At 69.2% G+C, this 18,565-nt stretch carries 18 protein-coding genes and 1 tRNA gene; 6 read left to right on the forward strand and 13 right to left on the reverse strand.

The window, feature by feature from the left end; translation table 11 throughout:
- Window positions 1-168 precede the first annotated feature (168 nt).
- A complete protein-coding gene (locus tag C516_RS0103605; RefSeq protein ID WP_018717002.1) occupies window positions 169-1,692 on the reverse strand; it encodes a GGDEF domain-containing protein in 1,524 nt (507 codons plus the stop codon).
- A gap of 196 nt (window positions 1,693-1,888) precedes the next feature.
- On the opposite strand from C516_RS0103605, the gene C516_RS20745 reads away from it, so the two are divergent.
- Complete coding sequence (locus C516_RS20745) at window positions 1,889-2,245, forward strand: DUF427 domain-containing protein (RefSeq protein ID WP_018717003.1); 357 nt, start codon at window positions 1,889-1,891, stop codon at window positions 2,243-2,245.
- 12 nt (window positions 2,246-2,257) lie between these two features.
- Here C516_RS20745 and C516_RS0103615 read toward each other — a convergent pair whose 3' ends face one another.
- The 10 genes from C516_RS0103615 to C516_RS0103660 form a co-directional block, all read right to left on the reverse strand.
- Window positions 2,258-4,414: an AAA family ATPase gene (locus tag C516_RS0103615; protein WP_018717004.1), complete on the reverse strand. Its 2,157-nt coding sequence runs from the start codon at window positions 4,412-4,414 to the stop codon at window positions 2,258-2,260.
- A gap of 176 nt (window positions 4,415-4,590) precedes the next feature.
- Window positions 4,591-5,115, reverse strand: coding sequence for a YgjV family protein (locus tag C516_RS0103620; protein WP_018717005.1), 525 nt, complete (start codon window positions 5,113-5,115; stop codon window positions 4,591-4,593).
- A 383-nt stretch (window positions 5,116-5,498) separates the two neighbouring features.
- Window positions 5,499-6,584, reverse strand: coding sequence for an NAD(P)H-dependent flavin oxidoreductase (locus tag C516_RS0103625; protein ID WP_018717006.1), 1,086 nt, complete (start codon window positions 6,582-6,584; stop codon window positions 5,499-5,501).
- A gap of 219 nt (window positions 6,585-6,803) precedes the next feature.
- Window positions 6,804-7,265, reverse strand: coding sequence for an RT0821/Lpp0805 family surface protein (locus C516_RS0103630; RefSeq protein WP_018717007.1), 462 nt, complete (start codon window positions 7,263-7,265; stop codon window positions 6,804-6,806).
- A gap of 218 nt (window positions 7,266-7,483) precedes the next feature.
- A complete protein-coding gene (locus C516_RS0103635; RefSeq protein ID WP_211210567.1) occupies window positions 7,484-8,266 on the reverse strand; it encodes an SDR family NAD(P)-dependent oxidoreductase in 783 nt (260 codons plus the stop codon).
- A 111-nt stretch (window positions 8,267-8,377) separates the two neighbouring features.
- Window positions 8,378-8,466, reverse strand: a tRNA-Ser gene (locus tag C516_RS0103640).
- Window positions 8,467-8,531: 65 nt separating this feature from the next.
- Window positions 8,532-8,882: a DUF1820 family protein gene (locus tag C516_RS0103645; protein WP_018717009.1), complete on the reverse strand. Its 351-nt coding sequence runs from the start codon at window positions 8,880-8,882 to the stop codon at window positions 8,532-8,534.
- A 189-nt stretch (window positions 8,883-9,071) separates the two neighbouring features.
- Entirely contained in the window at window positions 9,072-10,433 is a 1,362-nt protein-coding gene (locus tag C516_RS0103650) for a TrkH family potassium uptake protein (RefSeq protein ID WP_211210568.1), read from the reverse strand.
- Window positions 10,430-11,143: a potassium channel family protein gene (locus C516_RS0103655; protein ID WP_018717011.1), complete on the reverse strand. Its 714-nt coding sequence runs from the start codon at window positions 11,141-11,143 to the stop codon at window positions 10,430-10,432. Before C516_RS0103655 ends, C516_RS0103650 begins: the two co-directional genes overlap by 4 nt.
- 14 nt (window positions 11,144-11,157) lie before the next feature.
- On the reverse strand, window positions 11,158-11,568 hold the full coding sequence (locus tag C516_RS0103660; RefSeq protein ID WP_018717012.1) for a secondary thiamine-phosphate synthase enzyme YjbQ: 411 nt from the start codon (window positions 11,566-11,568) through the stop codon (window positions 11,158-11,160).
- 200 nt (window positions 11,569-11,768) lie between these two features.
- Between C516_RS0103660 and C516_RS0103665 the strand changes: the two genes are divergently transcribed.
- The 5 genes from C516_RS0103665 to C516_RS0103685 all read left to right on the forward strand — a co-directional run bounded on the left by C516_RS0103665 (window position 11,769) and on the right by C516_RS0103685 (window position 14,814).
- Complete coding sequence (locus C516_RS0103665; RefSeq protein WP_018717013.1) at window positions 11,769-12,080, forward strand: BufA1 family periplasmic bufferin-type metallophore; 312 nt, start codon at window positions 11,769-11,771, stop codon at window positions 12,078-12,080.
- A 37-nt stretch (window positions 12,081-12,117) separates the two neighbouring features.
- Window positions 12,118-13,005 carry an MNIO family bufferin maturase gene (gene bufB, locus C516_RS0103670; protein ID WP_051088191.1) on the forward strand — a complete coding sequence of 296 codons (888 nt, stop codon included), beginning with the start codon at window positions 12,118-12,120 and terminating at the stop codon, window positions 13,003-13,005.
- Window positions 13,002-13,757, forward strand: a complete 756-nt coding sequence (locus C516_RS0103675) for an HvfC/BufC N-terminal domain-containing protein (RefSeq protein ID WP_018717015.1) — start codon at window positions 13,002-13,004, stop codon at window positions 13,755-13,757. Before bufB ends, C516_RS0103675 begins: the two co-directional genes overlap by 4 nt.
- Window positions 13,758-13,779: 22 nt before the next feature.
- Window positions 13,780-14,286, forward strand: a complete 507-nt coding sequence (locus tag C516_RS0103680; protein WP_018717016.1) for a DoxX family protein — start codon at window positions 13,780-13,782, stop codon at window positions 14,284-14,286.
- Between the two features lie 69 nt (window positions 14,287-14,355).
- A complete protein-coding gene (locus tag C516_RS0103685; RefSeq protein ID WP_018717017.1) occupies window positions 14,356-14,814 on the forward strand; it encodes a hypothetical protein in 459 nt (152 codons plus the stop codon).
- A 792-nt stretch (window positions 14,815-15,606) separates the two neighbouring features.
- Here C516_RS0103685 and C516_RS0103690 read toward each other — a convergent pair.
- Both C516_RS0103690 and C516_RS18455 read right to left on the reverse strand, forming a co-directional pair.
- On the reverse strand, window positions 15,607-15,852 hold the full coding sequence (locus C516_RS0103690; RefSeq protein ID WP_018717018.1) for a DUF1244 domain-containing protein: 246 nt from the start codon (window positions 15,850-15,852) through the stop codon (window positions 15,607-15,609).
- 10 nt (window positions 15,853-15,862) lie between these two features.
- Window positions 15,863-18,328 (reverse strand): sensor domain-containing protein, encoded by a 2,466-nt coding sequence (locus C516_RS18455; protein WP_018717019.1) that lies wholly within the window; start codon window positions 18,326-18,328, stop codon window positions 15,863-15,865.
- Between the last annotated feature and the right edge of the window lie 237 nt (window positions 18,329-18,565).

The raw sequence follows: 18,565 nt of genomic DNA on the forward strand, positions 1-18,565 counted from the left end.
CCACGTGCCCGGGCGGCGCTCACCGCGTGCGGCCCGGGAGGTGACACTACGTATGATCAGGGCAGTATACCGGCGCTCCGCAACAGCGTCCGGGGAGCGCCGGACATGCCGGCGCCGTGACCGCGGCGACGTCGGGCGACGACACCCGGCGCCCGGGCGCAACGGTCTTCAGGGACGGTTCGTCGTGGGCGTATCCGGTGACTGCTGGACGCGATCGCGGCCGTGCGCCTTCGCGAGGTTCAGCGCCTGGTCGGCGGCGCCGATGAACACGTCCACACTGGGGTAACACCGCCCGGCATCCATGTGTGCGGCCACGCCGATGGACGTGGTGATATGGAAGGGGCGCCCCTCGCCATCCCGGTGAGCGACCGCGGCGACCGCGCTGCGCAGACGCTCGCAGACCGCCATTGCGTCGCTCAGCGTCGTACCGGGCAGCAGGACGAGGAACTCCTCGCCGCCGTAGCGAACGACGAGGTCGCGCTGGCGCAGCCGCGCCGCCATCATCCCGGCAACGCCCACCAGCACCTGATCGCCCACCTGGTGGCCGTGACGGTCATTGACCGCCTTGAACTGGTCGAGATCCACGAAACCGATACTCAGGGGCCAGCCGCTCTCGGTGGCGAGCGCGAACTCGTGCGCCATGCGCTCGTCGAAATAGCGCCGGTTGTACACCCCGGTCAGCGGGTCGTGGTTCGCCACCTCCTCCCAGTGCTTCGCCGTGCGCTCGAGCTCGTGGAAACGCAGGCGCTGCTCGCTGGTCTCCTGCAGGAGCTGGAGATTGCGCATCATCAGCATCTCGCGCGCCTCCTCGATCACCCCTGCCGCCACCCGAGCCGACGGCAGCGGGGTATCGAACAGCCGCGCCGCCTCCGGCAGCCCCTCCCCGACGCGGTCGATCACCGCGGCGACGGCGTCCCCGCCGAGCCCGAGCCACGCCGATGCGGCATCCGCAAGCCGCGCCGAGGATTCCGCACGGTCGCTGTCATGGAGGAACAGGTCGGCGATACGGCCGGACAGCGCCACACAGCGCGCCAGCTCCCGGTCCTCGTCCGGAATCGCGTCGGTTTCCGGGTCATGGCTGCCGAGCACGGTGTTCACGAGATAGCGGGGCAGCCCCCAGCGCTCCATCAGCCAGGCGCCGACCGCGCAGTGACCGGATTGCAGATGGACGGACTCCAGTGCGACCAGGGCATCGTGGGTATCGGCCTCCGTCACCAGGGGCTCATAGAGCTCGGGGACCGCGACCTCCAGCGCCAGGATGCCGATATCCTGGAGCAGGCCCGCGAGGAAGAACTCCTCCTTGCCCGGGTGGCCGATCTCCTCGCCGAGGATGCGGCAGGCGGTGGCGGCGATCAGTGCGCGGCGCCAGACCAGCCGAATCGCGCGCCCGTCGCCGCGCCCGCGCAGGGCATCCGCCAGCGAGAAGCTCAGCGCCAGCGTCATGGTCGTGTTCAGTCCCAGCACCATAACGGCCTGGCGGATGTTGTCGCTGCGCCGGCGCTGACCGTATAGCGGGGAATTGCTCACCCGCAGGATGCGGCTCGCCAGCGCCGGGTCCTTGACCAGCAGCGCGGCGAGGTCGGCGATATCCACCTCCGGATCGCGTCCCATCTCGAGAATACGGGTCGCGATGCCGGGCATGGTCGGCAGGTGTGGGCAGTGCTCCAGCGCGGCCTCGGTATCGGGGGTCATCGGCCCTCCCGGCGCCACGACCGGCATGGACGCAGTCGCATCGGCGGGGACTTGCGGTCCACGGTGACGTCGCTGCTCACAGGGTTTCCTCGGGTCGGTTCAGGATCGATGTTGTTATTATTCTCCCTACGCGGCGGGATACGAACTTCCGCGACCCGCCCTTGGTGCTTCAACAATACCACCGGGAACGGCGAAAATGGCAGCGTCGCATGCAGCGGATCGTATCCGCCTGAGACATGGTTCCGGCCGTCTCCGGGTCCTTCTGGACGGACACTGCCTGGCAGACAGCACGGACGTAATCGAACTCCACGAGACCGGTTACCCGGTGCGCTACTATTTCCCCCGGGCCGGGGTCGAGATGGGGCTTCTGACACCCACGGCAACGCGGACGCACTGTCCGCTCAAGGGTGAGGCCGAGTACTTCGGCGCCCGCACGGGTCCCGCCGTCTTGGCCGACGTCGCCTGGAGCTATCCCGCACCGCTGCCGGCGATGGCGCCCATCGCCGGCCACCTGGCCTTCGACGGGGAGCGGGTGCAGATCGTCACCGCCTGAACCGGCGGCGCCTCACAGCCTGGCGGTGAAGCCGACCGGGCGCGTAGTGCCGCCCTTCTCCGAAACCTCGTCGACGAGCTCCCGATAGAGACGGTCGCCGTCCACCGGCTCGCCGAGCAGGTGCAGGCGCTGGGCGACCGCCTCGAAATCCCCCGGCGTGAGCGCATCGAGCTGGCGCAGGGCGTCAGCGAAGCGTGCCGCCTTGCCCTCGCCGCCCAGCGCCACCAGGGTGGCGTCGAACAGCCGCTCGCGCTGCCCCGGTGCGAGGGGATCGAAGCGCAGCTTGAGCGCAAAACGCCGCATGCTCGCCGGGTCCAGGTTCGACTTGAGGTTGGTGGTGGCGATAAAGACGCCCTCGAAGGCCTCCATCTGCGTGAGCAGTTCGTTGACCTGGGTGACCTCCCACTGCTGGTGGGCGCCACGCCGGTCGCCCAGGAAGCTGTCCGCCTCGTCGAGCACCAGCACCGCGTCCATCTCCGCCGCCTCCATGAACATGGCGGCAATGCTGCGTTCGGTCTCACCCACGTAGGAGCCGAGGATGCTGGAGGCGCGCCGCACCATAACCTCGCGGCCCATACTCTCCGCCAGATGGCGTGCGAACGCGGTCTTGCCGGTGCCTGGCGGACCGTAGAAGCACAGGCTCGCGCTCGGCCGCGCGATCAGACCGTCACGCAGCGCCACCAGGTCGCGGTTGGCGTTGAGCAGGCTCAGATCGAAGGGCACGATGCCGTTGCGCCGCCCGCCGGCCGGCTGACCGCCGAGCAGCAGCGAGGTCTGGCGGAGCACATTCTCCACGGCCACCGCCTTGGCATCCGTCCGCCCGGCCACCCGCGCTGCCTTCGCGATCGCCGCCGGGGTGTTGTGCTCGTTGGCCACCACCCGTTCGAACACCGCGTGGGGCAGGTCCAGTCCGCCCATGTGCGCCTCGGCGATGCGCCGGCGCACCACCGGCGGCACGGAGCGGAAGAACAGCGGATAGTCGAAGCGGCGCAGGTGCGCACTGTCCACCCAGCCGAGGTCGTTCGCCACCCACACGCAGGGGACGGTGTTCGACTCGAGCAGCTCATTGATCCACGCCTTGCTGCCGGCGCTGCCTGTGCCGTCGTCGTCGCCGCCTTCCACCGCGATCATCGGCGTGGCCGCGAGCGCGTCATCGCAGTCGTCGAAGAGCACGGCCACGGACTCGCGCCCGGCAAGCAGGCGCTGGCAGGCCTTGAACGCCCGCAGCCGCATGCTCGCCTTCAGTGGCACACCGGCGCGCGTGGTGGTCGGCACCTCGTAGAGCGTCAGCCCCGCGGCCTGGGCCACGGCTCGCGCGAACTCGGTCTTCCCGAGGCCGGGCTCGCCGTGGAGCAGCACATTGCAGCCCGGGGTGTTCTGAGCCGCCGAGGCGACGAGGTAGTCCGTGATGATGGCCGCATCCCGCCGCAGGTGCGGGAAATCGCCCACCCCGAGCTTCGGCGCGGGGCTGACCCGGCCGAAACGCTGGACAATATCGTCGATGCTGCTGTTGTCCTCGAACAGGCTGTCCGCCAGCCCCTCGACCAGGGAGATCTTGGCCTCCAGCGGGCAGCGCATGCCCTGTACGCGCACGACACCGGAGGCGACCAGCGCCGTCTCGCCCTCAACGCTCGCCAGCGCGTCACGCTGGGCAACGCCGGAGAGCTCGCGGAGCAGGCCCGCGAGCTGGCGGTTGTTCACGTCCGTCGCCACCATGCCGAAGGTATCCTCGAAGGCCGGCTCGCACTCGATCAGCGCGGCCAGTACCAGCAGGACCTTGTCGGCGTCGGAGAGCTCCAGGCGCTCGTCCAGGAGCTCGATGTTACGGAAGAGCGGACTGTCCGGATCGAGCCGCCCGTCCGGCCCCTCATGGCTGGCGAGCTGCCGGCGCAGACTCGCTTCGGCGCGCTCCGCGCGGACCTCACCGGGGTCATCCTTGTCGCCGGCCCAGGTGTCCGGCAGACCGAGATAGCCCTGGAAGGCGTCCGCATCCGCGATGTGCAGCGCGCTCGTGTGCCGCAGCGACTGCGGCCAGCCAAAGAACAGCGCCATGCGGATCAGCCAGCTCGCCCCGAGGCTGTGATATTCGTCGCGATCGTAGCCCTGGTAGTCATTCAGGTCGCCGACCGTGTCGTCGGCCCGGGTGCTGAGAAACGGCAAGTCGATCATCGATCCCCTCAATGCGCATCGGCGGACCCGACGCGTCAGCGGCAGGTCCTTCACCCGCCATGATGCCACACTCCGTCCAGTGCGGGCTGTGACCTGTACCCCCACGGATTTTGGGTCGTGACGCGCGGAATCAACCGCCTGCAGCCGTCCGGAACGGCAATGCGTCGTCGCCCGGGCTACACGCTTCGACGCCGGTCCCGCCAGAGGCGATAAACGGTGAAGAGATTGGTGACGAGGATCAGCGACTCCGCGGTCACACCACCGATGGAGCCCGCAAGGGCATTGCTGAGTATCCAGCAGGAAGCGGCGAGCGCCAGCCACAGACGCATCGCGATGCCCCGCAGCATGAACATCCCGTAGGTCCCGGCCAGTCCCGCGGCCAGCGCGGGCGCATCCTGCCAGCCCTGCCAGGTGGGCCAGGCAACCACGGCGGTCGCGGCGAGAATCGCGAGCATCACCAGACGGTGCCGGTAGTATCGCCGGACCAGCACCACGCGCAGCACAACCAACAGGGTCACGGCCGCCGCGACCCAGCTGCGGAACAGCGCGAACTGCAACGCGAAGGCGACATTCGCGGCGATCAGCAACACGAACAGCCGGTCGTCCCGACGGCTGGCGAAACCGGCAACGCACAACCCGAGCGCGACGAGGCTGACGAGCTGCCCGGCAATCCAGCGCACCCCCGGATCCGCCGTCAACATGCGGCATCCCGGGCGGCCGGGAACGTTTCAATAGGTAAGGCCAACGGCGGGGTCCCTGCTTGCGGACCGTGCAGGGTAAACGCCGCGCACGCCCCGTTGCCAGCCGTGACGCCGGCGGGGCCGCCCCTGCCACTCTCCCCCGCGTATAATCCGGCGGGCCGTCGCCTTCGGAGCCTCTGCGCGAGTAAACCGCTATCCGCACCGCAGGCGATGCGGCTCAGGGGTTCCGTGGCGACGAATGAGCGGTTCAGGAACGGACGGGGCCGTGTCCACCGGACAGTTCCTTTGCCGCTTGGCATGGCCGGTAGCCTGCCACCCGAGGGGTCCGGCGTTGCTACCGTGACACGCTCGGTGGCGGTACCGGCCCGCAGCCTTCCGTTCCGCTATGCACCGGGACCACCGGGGGCCGTTAACAGCTCCTGTACAAGCCGGGCAACCAGTACCCCCGCCGGCATCTCCCGGCACAGCGGCGCGCCCTGTCCCGCCCAGTTGGGGGAATAGGCTGTGCTCCCCGCCGCCCTCGCGGCCGCATGGAGCTGTTTGGCCGCATCGTAGGCCAGCGGGTAATCGGGGACGCTGTCGTCGTCGCAACGCCCGATCTCATCCTGGAAAACACCGGCAACCCCCCGTGCCGGACGCCCGGATATCGCCCGGGTAACGGCCGTGCGCGCCGCGGAATCACTCCGCAGCGCCGTTCGGTGGGCCGCCGTCGCCGCGGATTCGGGACACGGGATGAAGGCGGTGCCGAGCTGGGCCCCTACGGCACCTAGCGCGAGCACGGCGCGTATACCCGGACCGTCCATAATCCCGCCCGAGGCGATCACCGGCACGGACAGCCGCGCGACAAGCCGTCTCACCAGAGGCATGAGCCCCAGGGCCTCGTCCTCTCCGGCGTCGAAATTGCCCCGGTGCCCGCCCGCCTCGATACCCTGTGCGACCACCGCGTCCGCGCCAGCCGCCTCCGCCGCCTGCCCCTCCGCGGGGGTGGTCACCGAGATCAGCACTCGTCCGCCGTAACCGTGGATGCTTCGGACGATATCCACACCAGGCACGCCGAAATGGAAGCTGACCACCGGAGGCTGTTCCTCACACAGCATGGCCACCATCGCCGGATTGGCGTCGATCGGCACATAGATCTCGTCCAGGGACTCCGGCACCTCCGCGTGCTGCGCCTCGAAGTGCGGGCGCAGACGCTCGAGCCAGGCGCGGGTCACGGCGGGTCGGTTCCGGGGCCGGGTATGGCAGAAGAAATTCACGTTGAACGGCTGCGCGGTCAGGGCACGCAGCTCCCGGATCTGCCCGCGGGCCTGTTCGACACCGCTGCCGCCGAGCCCCAGCGAACCGAGACCGCCGGCCTCGGCCACCGCTGCCGCCAGCGCCGGCGTGGACACGCCGGCCATCGGTGCCTGGACAACGGGGTACGGGACCCCGAAGAGGGCGCGGAACGCCGCCGATTCCATACTGTTCATGCCGTCCTCCGGTGCATCGGCCCCACGTCGCACCGAACGCTATCCGGGTGAGCAGTCCACGGCAAATGAAAGGTAACGATGGCCGCAATCACGGTCCGTGATCCCGCAGGACCGCACCCTGACGGCGGCGCCTGCGCCGCCGGGTCGGCCACGACACTCGGGCATTACCGGCACCGGGTCACCGGTACCACCCACGGAACGGTACGGGGGGTCGCCCGCCTAGCCCTGGACCTGCCAGCTGCCGTCCGACTGACGGCAGGCGGTGCCGTACACCGTCTCCGGACGGCCGCCGATGGACGCCTCCATGGTGTACTCCCGACACGGACCGCCACTGGTCTCGTAGGTGCGTGTGGGGGTGACGACGTACTCGTTGCCGGTATCCGGATTGCGCCAGGACGATGGCACCCCCGTGCGCACGTTCTCCAGCGCCGCCGCCGTACGGAGCCGGTCGGTCTCGTCCATGGAGCGTCCGATGGAGCCGCCGATCGCCGCCCCCGCCAGGGTGCCCACGATGATCGCGGCCGTGCTCGCGTGCCCGTGCCGCTCCACCTGGCTGCCGAGCAGCCCACCCAGCACCCCGCCGATCACCATCCCGGACTGCTCCTGGGTGCCCTGGTAGTTCGCGCAGCCGGACACCCCGAGGGCCCCGGCCAGGATTACACCGATAACCCGCTGTCTCACCGCTACCTCCCGCCGGCCCACGCCGGGTGCTGCCGCCACAACGCTTCCCAGCCGATGCTAGGCCGGTGATGGGCAGAGGGGTTTGACGGCGGTCATGAACACGGAAAGAAACGTTGTCCCGGCACGAGGCAGGTGCGCGCGGCGCCACCAGGGTCCGCAATGTGCCATACCCTGGCGCGTAACGGATCACTGAAGCCGTGCAGAACGGTCACATCGTCTTACGGCAGGCTCAGTCTCGCCGTTCGCCCGCCATCCACCGTGTACACCTGTCCCGTGATGAAGCCAGCCTCCTCGGCCGCGAGGAAGGCGACGAGGGCGGCAACCTCCTCGGGGATACCGGTTCGGGCCAGGGGGTGGATCCGGCCAATATCCCGGCGGAACGCGTCCGGGTCTGGCGTGTTCTCGATGAAATCGACGTTCAGCTCGGTATCGATCCAGCCGGGAGCAACCGCGTTACAGCGAATGCCCTCCCCACCGTGATCCACGGCGACGGCCCGGGTCAGCCCGTGCAGCCCGGCCTTGGAGGCGGAATAGGCCGCGTGCCCCGGGTTGGAGCCCAGGCCCTCTAGTGAACCCGTGTTCACGATGCTGCCACGGGCCTCACGCAGGTGCGGCAATGCGGCGCGGATCGTCAGGAAGGGTGCGGTCAGGTTCACGGCAAGCGTGCGATGCCAGTCCATCACGCTCATCGCCTCGATCCCCGCCTCCTGCATAATGCCGACGTTGTTCACCAGGACGTCGAGTCGCCCGGCACGCCGAATCACCTCGTCGACGACCCGGCCGGGCCCCTCCGGGTCCGTGAAATCGGCCGTTATTCCCTCGAATTCCGCGTCCTGCCCGCGCTGTGCCGTGAACACCGTTGCCCCTTCCGTGCTCAGGCGCCGCGCTATCGCGCGCCCGATGCCGGAGCGGCCTCCGGTAACGAGCGCGACCTTGTCCTCGAATCTCCGCATAAGCGCACACTCCCCTGAACAACCGCGAACAGATGGCATACCGTCCATACACCCGCCGCTCAAACGGCGGCCCTGTCCCGCATCAAGCAAGGATGCCGGAACGCTCCGTCTCAATGGGGGTGCGGGAAAGTCTCTGGAAACGGGGGTAAGACGGGATAGTGGCGGAGAGGGAGGGATTCGAACCCTCGGTACCCAGTAGGTACACACGCTTTCCAGGCGTGCTCCTTCGACCGCTCGGACACCTCTCCGTATTCTCGCCCCGCCGGGCTGCTGCCGACGAGGCGCTAAAGGGTAAACGACTCGGCAGGCGAGATCAATTACCCTGCCCGGGATCGTTTCCGCCGCGACCCGGGCCGTACATCGACACCGGAAAGGGCGTGACGTTACCCCCCTCGGCGTCGGAGATCTTGGCGTGGCCCTCCTTCTCCACCTCGTCGACGCGGATGATGGAGTGCATGGGGATGAAGCTGCGCTTCACGCCGGCAAACTCACTCTTGAGCTTTTCCTCGGAGGGGTCAACGACGACCTGGGTGTGCTCGCCGAAGATGAGCTCCTCGATCTGCACAAAGCCCATGATGCCGCCGTCGCCCACGCTGTGTGCGTAGAGTTCGTAGACCTTGCCCTTGTTGTGGAAGATCACGCGATAGATGGTCTTGCTCGCCATGGCATTCCTGCTCTCGATGAGTCCGCGCAATGGTCGCGGACGATACCACATGCGCGCCCGGCAGGCGCCCCGTCTGCGTTCGCCGCACCTCCTGCCGCCACTCTGCGCCAATACACCGGGGGAGGGAACCGCCCTCGCCGTCCCGGCGTTAGCCTGGAACAGCGACGGCGTTTTCCGGCACCCGCCGGCTCAGCCGAGGTAGACACTCGCCCTCGGATAACGAAGTAGCCGGGTCGCCGGCGTGGCGAGCACGAAGCCCACCGACAGCGGCCCCACGCGCCCGAGGAACATCAGCGCCATGATCACCCACTCGCCGAAGGTGTTGAGCTCCGGGGTTACCCCGCGGGACAGCCCGACCGTGCCGAAGGCGGACGCCGCCTCGAAGGCGATGTCCAGGAACGGCAGATTGTGCGTGGCCACCAGCAGGAACGCACCGATCATCACCGCGAGCAGCCCGATGAAGGTCAGCGCGAGGACCTTGAGCACGTCCTCCGCGCCGATGGTGCGGCCGAAGGCCACGGGCTCGTGGCGCCGGCGCAGAAACGCGCCGGTCGCGAAGATCAGCACCATGAAGGTGGTGACCTTGATACCGCCGGCCGTCGAGGTACTGCCACCACCGATGAACATCAGCGAGATCATCATCAGCGCGCTGGCATCCGTGATGCCGCCCATGTCCACGGTATTGAACCCGGCGGTACGTGGTGTCGTGCCCTGGAACCAGGCCGCCCACAGGCGGTCGCCGGTATGCGCGAGCCCGCCCAGGGTCTCCGGATTGTGCCACTCCAGTCCGGCGAAGGCGGCAACCGCCCAGACGTTGAGCGCGATCGTGCCGATCAGCATCAGCTTGGTATGCAGCGACAGCCGGCGGATGCTGCGTCTCGCGAGCAGCTCGTTGACCACGGCGAAGCCGAGCCCGCCCGCTATGTAGAGCGCCGGGATGGTGAGGTTCACCACCGGGTCCCCCGCCCACTGCGCGAGGCTGCCGTGGAACAGCGAGAAGCCCGCGTTGTTGAACGCGGAGATCGCATGGAAGGCGGCGTTGAACAGCCCATCCCCCCAGCCCTGAACGGGCACCCAGCGTGCCGCGAGCAGCAGCGTGCCCACCAGCTCGAAGAGGATCACCTGCAGGAAGATCACCCGCACGAGGCCGACCACGTCCCCGATGGAGGTCCGGTTGAGGTCCTCGCGCAGGAGCATCTGGTGGCTCAGGCCGATGCGGTGCCCGAGGGCGGAGAGCGCGAGTACCGCAAAGGCCATCACACCGAGGCCGCCGAGCTGGATGAGCACGGCAATGACCAGCTCGCCGAAACGCGTGAAGGTCGCCGCCGTGTCCACCACCACCAGGCCGGTGACGGTCACCGCCGAGGTCGCCGTGAAGGCGGCCTGCTGCAGGCTGATCGGCCGTATGGTCGCCCAGGGCAGGCTCAGCAGTACCGTGCCGATCACGATCAGGGCGAGAAAGGTGACCGCGAGGGTGAGCGGCGGCGGCAGCCGCACGATGCGCCGCCGGCGGCGCGAGGGCGGCCGCTGGAAACGCATCCAGTGCCTCATAGGATGTCCGCGAGAGCGCGGAGGTGCACCTGCTTGCCAACCACGACCAGCCGGTCGCCCTCCCGCAGGGCGGTGACGGTCTTCTCGTCGCGGATCAGCTCATCGCCGCGCTTGAGTGCGAGCAGCTCGATACCGAAGCGCTCTTCCAGCTCGAGATCACCCACCGTGGAGTCGGTGACGGTCTCGCTCAGCGCCAGCTCGACCACGAAGTAGTCGCTGCCGAGGCTGATGTAGTCCAGCACGAACGGGTAGTTGAGCGAGTAGGCCACGCGCACGCCGATCTCGAACTCCGGGTGGACGATGCGGTCCGCCCCGAGCTTGCTGAGGATGCGGTGGTGTGCCGGGCTCTTGGCCTTGACCCACACCCGCGGCACGCCGAGGTGCTTGAGCCCCAGCGTGCACAGGATGTTCGACTCCAGGTTCTCGCCGATCGCCACCACGGCGGCGTCGAAGTCCCCGAGGCCCAGCTCCTCCAGGGCGCGCTCGTCGCGCACATCCGCGGAGACGATGTGGGTGAATTCCTCGGCCAGGGTGTTCACCCGCTCCTCGTCCTCGTCGACCGCCAGCACCTCGTTACCGAGCTCCTCGAGCTGCTGCGCCACCGTGGTCCCGAAGTTGCCCAGTCCCAGCACGGCGAACTTGCCGTGTCCTGGCTTGACGTCCGGCCGTCCGGACTCGCGGCCGTTGCCGCCGGTCTTTTCCTTCGCCATGCCGCCCCCGTGTCTCAGTGCCAGACGCTGACCACCACCGAACGACGATGGCCGTGCCGGCGGTGCTCCCACAGATAGATGCCCTGCCAGGTGCCCAGCGCCAGCCGACCGGTACTCACGGGCACAGTGAGCCCTGAATTCGTGAACACGCTGCGCAGGTGGGCGGGCATGTCGTCCGGGCCTTCCGCGTCGTGCACGTAGGCCGGATCGCCGTCGGGGAAGAGCCGCGCCGCGACCGTCTCGAGGTCCCGGCGCACGGAGGGATCGGCGTTCTCGCAGATGATGAGCGAGGCGCTGGTGTGGCGCACGAACACGTGGCAGAGCCCGTCCCCCGCGCCGGCCTCCGAGACCACGTCCGCGACGCGGCGGGTGATCTCCACCGTGCCACGCCCGCCGGTATCGAGCGCGAATTCCTGCTGATGCATCGACCCTCCCGGTCGTCCACCGCACCTGCGGCGCTGAATGACTGACCCGCTAGGCGCCGCGCACGCGGCTGCTACGCGGAATCCCTTACGTAATGAACCGAATGGGCGCGGCCCGCCGTGCCCACCATGATTACTCCCGAGCGTCGCGACGGCAACGCCGCGGTGCGAAACACCCGACAACGCGCAAGAGGAGACACGTTATGTCCACCACCAACCGCTACACCGCCCTCGGCCTCGCCGGCGCTTTCGCCCTAGCGTTGAGCGGTGCCGCGCTCACGGGCACGGCCGTCGCCGCCGAAAAGGACATGGTCAAGTGCTACGGCGTCGCCAAGGCCGGCCAGAACGACTGCAAGGCCGGCCCCGGGACCACCTGCGCCGGGACCTCCTCGGTGGACTACCAGGGCAACGTCTGGAAGCTCGTGCCCGCCGGCACCTGCGAGTCCATGGCGCTGCCCGGCGGTCGCACCGGCAGCCTCGAGCCGCTGGACCGGGACGTGCCCGCCAAGGGCTAACGCCGGCCGGTCAGGGACGCCGCTCATGGAGGCAATCATGTCCGAAACAGCCACGCGGACGTCCATGATGCCGCCTGCGGACCCGATGCCGGCGCGAGCCGGCGTCGGGCTCAAGGCCCGGCATTACGCGAGCGTCGTCGGCGAGCGCCCGGACGTGGGCTTCTTCGAGGTCCACGCAGAGAACTACATGGGCGCCGGCGGCCCACCCCACGCCTGGCTTGCCGCCGTGCGCGAGCGCTACCCGCTGTCCGTGCACGGGGTGGGGATGAACATCGGCGGCGAGGGCGCCCTGGACACCGCCCACCTCGCCCGCCTCCGCGGCGTGGTGGACCGCTACGAGCCCGCGCTCGTCTCCGAGCACCTGGCGTGGTCCGGTCACGGCGGCGCCTATTTCAATGACCTCCTGCCCCTGCCCTACACGCGGGAGACACTGGTCCGCGTGATCGACCGTGTCGACCGGGTGCAGTGCACGCTGGGCCGGCGCATCCTCATCGAAAACCCGTCCACCTACGTGTGCTTCGGCGGCGATGAAATGGACGAGGTGACCTTCCTCAGCGAACTCGCGCGGCACAGTGGCTGCGGCCTGCTGCTCGACGTGAACAACGTCGCCGTGTCGGCGACAAACCACGACCACGACCCGGCCGCCTACATCGACGCATTTCCCACCGGTCCCGTTGACGAGATCCATCTCGCCGGCCATGCCCTGGGCCACGACGACACCGGCGCCCCGTTCGCCATCGACAGCCATGACCGACGGGTCGCTGACACGGTCTGGGCGCTCTACGAGCGCACCCTCCTCCGCAGCGGTCCAGTGCCGACACTGATCGAGTGGGACGGCGACGTCCCCGAGTTGCCGGTCCTCCTCGACGAGGCGCGGCGGGCCGACACCCGGCTCACCGACGCCCCCCGGGAGGCCACCTCATGAGCGCCTCTGCAACCCTCGAGACAGCGCTGGCCAGCGCGCTGCGCCGTCCGGGCGCACCCGCCCCCGCCGGCGTGACGCCGCCGGGACGGCTCGACATCCACCGCAACAACATCCACGTCAGCCTCGTGGAGGCATTGCGCGAGGCCTATCCGGTCACCGAACGACTGGTGGGCGAGGCGTTCTTCCACGCCATGGCGCGGACGTACGTGGCCGACGAACTGCCGGACTCACCGGTACTGCTGGCCTACGGCGCCGGCTTTCCCGCGTTCATCGAGACCTTCCGCGCCGCCGCCGGACTGCCGTACCTCCCGGACGTCGCCCGGCTCGAACGCGCCAGACTGGAGGCCTATCACGCCGCCGACGCCGACGCCCTTGCCCCGGAGGCACTCTCCAATGTGCACGCGGACGCCCTGACCGGCCTGCGGCTCACGCTGCACCCGGCCACACGGATCGTGGCCAGCCCCTGGCCGGTAACGTCGATCTGGGAGACGAACACCCACGACGAGTCCGTCCGCCCCGTGGATCTCGGCAGCGGCGGCGGCACCGCACTGGTCACCCGGCCCGTCCTCCAGGTGTACACACAGTGCCTGCCCGGCCGGGCGGACGTGTTCATCCGCGCACTCGATACGGGCCAGAGCCTGCCGGAGGCCGCGGGAACCGTGGCCGAGGCGGACGCGTCCTTCGACCTGGCCACCGTGCTTCAGGCGCTCCTGACGACCGGCGCACTCGCCGGCTACCGCCTCGACCCGTAAGCCTGCAAGGGAGGGAGACCCCATGCGCGTCGCGACTGCACCGATCGTCACCGGGCTGAACCGGGCCTCGCGGATACCCGGGGTGATAAGCACCTGGCTCGGCCGGCTGCCGGCGAGCGTGCCCCAGCTCGTGCTGCGCCTCACCATGGCAATCCCGTTCTGGCACTCGGGGTTGACTAAATTCGACGGGTTTCTCCAGCCCTCGCCCGGCGCGGTGTGGCTGTTCACCAACGACTTCCGCCTGCACATTCTCGGCGGGACGTACGCCTACCCTTTCCCGGCGCTGATGGCGACCCTCTCCGGCATCGGTGAGCTGGTGTTCCCCGTCATGCTGGTCCTGGGCCTGGGGACCCGCCTCGCCGCCGCCGGGATGCTTGCGATGACCGCGATCATCCAGCTCACGATCCCGGACGCGTGGCAGGCCTACCACCTGCCCTGGGCGGCGATGCTGCTGGCGATCATCGCCCACGGACCGGGGCGGATCTCTCTGGACGCCGTCGTGGCGAGCCGCCTGATGCGGTCCGCCTGACCGGCCGCCGGTATGCCCGCCCCCCCGCTCGGTAGTAGGGTAACGGGTTTAGGGGCAGTCACGACGGGCATGATGTACGGCTGGGAAGGCAAACCCTTTGCGCAGATAGAGCGGCTCACGCGTCGGCGCGATCCGCAACGCTATCCGGTAGCCGCGGTAACCAGCGATGGCGAGAGCGAGGTCATCGAGTGGTTCCGCAACGTCGCAGAGCTGCAGCAGTACCTGGTGCGCATGGAGCCCCAGCGCTGGGGCGTCGAGGGCGGCACGCTCATCGAGCTCAAGACGGAGCTGGAACGCGCGCTCACGCCGCTGTCCGTCGCCGGCCTGGCCCCGGCGCTGCGCGAGGCCTACAACAACGCGCTCGACGGACGTTTCCGCATCATCTGGTGGGGCACGCTCGAAGAACTGGTGGAAGGCGGCACCGGCTGGCCGGCCTCGGTCCTGCGGGCCGCCGGTGCCGAAGGGCTGAACGACGACGACCGCCGGGTCCGCGTGCTGGAGTGGCTGGCCTCGCACCGGCCGGAGTAACGCTCCCCGACCCATCGTCAGGTCCGGGCACGCGGATCCGGGGCTGGACACCGGAGACGGGCGATACCCGGCCGCGCCTACGGGACCCTGCACACGAGCGCCGCCCCGGCATGCGCAGCGACACCACCTCTGGATCAGCCACCGGTGGCGTACGGCATCCCGCTGTGCCGACAGGCGCTTGGTCCACCTCTCCGTCCAGCAAACCGGACGACGCCACCGCAGCCGTAGCCGTCGTTTGCGAGGGGCAACCGAGTTACCGCTCCCGGCTTGCTCCGTCTGCGTTGGTGCTGGCAGAACGTACGCACATCGGGGTTATGTCGCGGTTGTAAGGTCGGCCGCTCAAGGCAGTCGACGTTACCAGCGCCGCAGGGCGGGATGTTGGCTGCCAGGAGCAGCCAACCTACAACACTATGGGGCTCGGGTAGGTCGGTCGCTCCTGGCAACCGACGGCCGATCGCCGGGCAGAACCTGGCGGTTGCGGGGAACCGGCCAGCCGCGTAGGCATGGACACGGCGCGTGGCCGTAGCCGACCTACGGGCAAGGAGCCCTGGGAGGACATCGCGCGACACCCCGGCTCTACCCGATCACCGTCGGCCGACAGGACCATAACACCGAGCCGCATCGATATCGTGACACCCGCCCACGACGGTCACACCACGTAGGTCGGGCGCCGTAGGCGTGCGACATCCCGATCCCGGCCGCGGTGCCCGTCGCACACCGTCCGTGGCCGCGCCCGATCCACGGCTCCCGCCCTTCCCCCGGGCCACCGCCACGCGGACGGCGTCACGGCGGTCAGGTCTGGTAGCGGGCCTTCCACTCCTCGTAGGGCATGCCGTAGATGTCCTCCCGCGCCTGCTCGTAGTCCATGCCGACGCCGCGTTCCTCCGCGGCGGCGAGATACCACTTGGACAGGCAGTTGCGGCAGAAACCGGCAAGATTCATCAGGTCGATGTTCTGGACCTCGGTGTGCTCGCGCAGGTGTGCCACCAGCCGGCGGAACGCCGCCGCCTCCAGCTCGGTACGGGTCTGTTCGTCCACGCTCGCCTCCTCACGCGCCGTGCTGTTCGTCCCATTCGTCCCTGCCGGCCGCCGCCAGCCGTTGCGCGAACACGTCCGCGGGCGCCGGTCTCGCAAGCAGGAACCCCTGGAGGTAATCGCAGCCCAGGCGGCGCAGGTGCTCCGCCTGACCGGGCGTCTCCACGCCCTCGGCGATTACCTCCAGACCGAGATTATGGGCCATGGCCGCGATCGTCGAAACGATCTGCGCATCGTCGTCATCGCGCTCCAGATCCTGAACGAAGGCGCGGTCGACCTTGAGCGTATCCACGGCGAAGCGCTTGAGATAGGCGAGCGACGAGTAGCCGGTACCGAAGTCGTCCAGTGAGAGGTGAACGCCCAGGCGCTTGAGCCGCTGGAGCGTGGCGCTCACCGCATCCCCCGACCCCATCAGTACCGTCTCGGTGATCTCCAGGTGCAGCCGGTCCGGCGGCAGCCCCGATGCGGCGAGCGCGGCGCCCACCCGACGTTCGATACCGCTGGCGTGAACCTGATGGGCGGAAAGGTTCACCGACACCCACAACGGCGCCGGGCCCTCGCTGTTCCAGCGCGCAGCCTGGCCGCAGGCGTGGTCGAGTACCCAGTCGCCCAGCGACTCGATCAGTCCCGCCTCCTCCGCGAGCGGTATGAACTGCTCCGGCCCGAGCAGGCCCTCGTTGGGATGATGCCATCGCACCAGCGCCTCCGCGCCCACCACCCGACCGTCCCGCGCCCGGGCGATGGGCTGGTAGTGGAGAACGAGCTCGTGCTCGTCGATGGCCCGGCGCAGCTCGCTGCGCAGGCCGAGCCGGCGCTGGGCGCTCCGGGTCAGGTGTGCCGCGTAGAAGCGGTAGGTCTGACGCCCCTCGTTCTTGGCCTGGTGCAGGGCCGCATCGGCGTTGCTGATGAGCGTACCGGCGTCGTCCACCCGGTCGTCCGGGAAGATGCTGATGCCCACGCTCACCCCGAGGAGCACCTGCTCACCGCTGGACAGCCGGATCGGCTCGTCGAAGCACTGGATGATGCTCTGGGCGATGACCGCGACGCCGTCGGTACCGGGCGCCGTCTCGAGCATCACCGCGAACTGGTCGCCGCCGAGCCGGGCCAGCGTGTCCTCGTTACCCAGCCGCGAGCGCACGCGTTCGGCAAGCGCGCACAGTGCCTCATCGCCAGCCGCGTAACCGAAGCTGTCGTTCACCACGCCGAAGCCGTCCGGGTCGATATAGAGCAGCGCCACCCGGTGGCCATGGCGGCGGGCCCGGCTCAGGGCGTGCTCGAGTCGCAGGTTCAGGAGCTGGCGATTGGGCAGCTCGGTGAGCGGATCGTAGTGGGCGAGCTGTTCCAGCTCCGCCTCGGAGTGCTTGATGCGACTGATATCGGAGAACACGCCGACGTAGTTGATCAGCGCGCCGCCGCCGTCGCGCACCGCGGTGATCGTCAGCCACTGCGGATAGATGTCACCGGACTTGCGCCGGTTCCAGATCTCGCCCTGCCACTGGTCATGATCGACGAGCTCCTGCCACATACGGTCGTAGAACTCGCGGTCGTGGTGGCCGGAGGAGAGAATCGCGGGCGTCGCCCCGCGCACCTCCGCCTCCGAATAACCGGTGATCTCGGTAAACGCGCGGTTGACGCTCTGGATCCGGGTCTCCGGATCGGTGATGGTCACGCCCTCACGGGTCGAGGCCAGCACCCGCGCGGCCTGACGCAGCCGCACGTCGGTACGCCGGCGCTCGGTTACGTCCCTCGCCACCACCGCCACCGCCGCAGTCCCGTCCAGGTCCACCGCGCTGAGGCTGACATCCAGCCAGCAGACCGAGCCGGAACGCCGCTGCGCGGGCCACTCGAAGCGCTGGGGAGCGCCTTCGGCCGCCGCCGAGAGCCGCCTGCCGAAGGTCGCCGGGCCACCGCAGCAGCCCTCCGCGCCGAGCCCGGCGAAATCGAGGCCCTGCGCCTCCGCCGCGGTATAACCGATGAGCTCACCGGCCGCGGGATTGAGCTCCAGGACCTCGCCCTCCCCGGCGGAGAGCAGGAACACCGCATCCTGAACCGCCTCGAAAACCGCCGGCCAGCGCCGGTCATGCCCTCGCTCACCGTCGGTGGCCCGCACCGGCCGCAGGATGACGAAGTAATAGTGCCGGCCATCCGCCTCCTCGTGGAAACCCGACACCGTGACCCGCACCGGGCGCTCACTCCCGTCGCGGCAGCGCGCACCGAGCAGCCAGCCCGACCCACCCCCGCCGGCGGTGACATCGCCGGGCGCCAGGGCAGTGAGGTCGGTCACCGCGGCCCCGGTGTCGCTCGTACCCAGATGCGCGCGGATATCGGCACCCCGTAACGCCCCGGGGCGCTCCCAGAACAGCGCGGCCGCGGCCGTATTGAGACCACGTACCCGGTGCCCGCCGTCGATGAGCACCGCCGCCTCCGGCAGTGCCCGCATCATCGCCTCGACGCGCGTAAGCCACTCGCTACGCGCCATGCCGTCGCGGCTCCCTGTACAAGGTGTTGTATCTCCTGCACGCACCGGCGTGCCGAGTGCCATTACTGCCCCCGGCGGGAGACGTACGCGACGCCCCGCCGATAGATCCCCCATCCGGTCCGCAACGCGGGCCGCAACTTGGAAGAATACTAACCTGATCGTCCGTATTACACCTCCGGACGACCTTGGTTGATCCTCGTCAGTCGTGTCGCCGCATACACAGGGGGACCGGGGGTG

Origin of the sequence: Arhodomonas aquaeolei DSM 8974 (assembly GCF_000374645.1) — a bacterium.
In the GTDB taxonomy this organism is placed as follows: Bacteria; Pseudomonadota; Gammaproteobacteria; order Nitrococcales; family Nitrococcaceae; genus Arhodomonas; species Arhodomonas aquaeolei.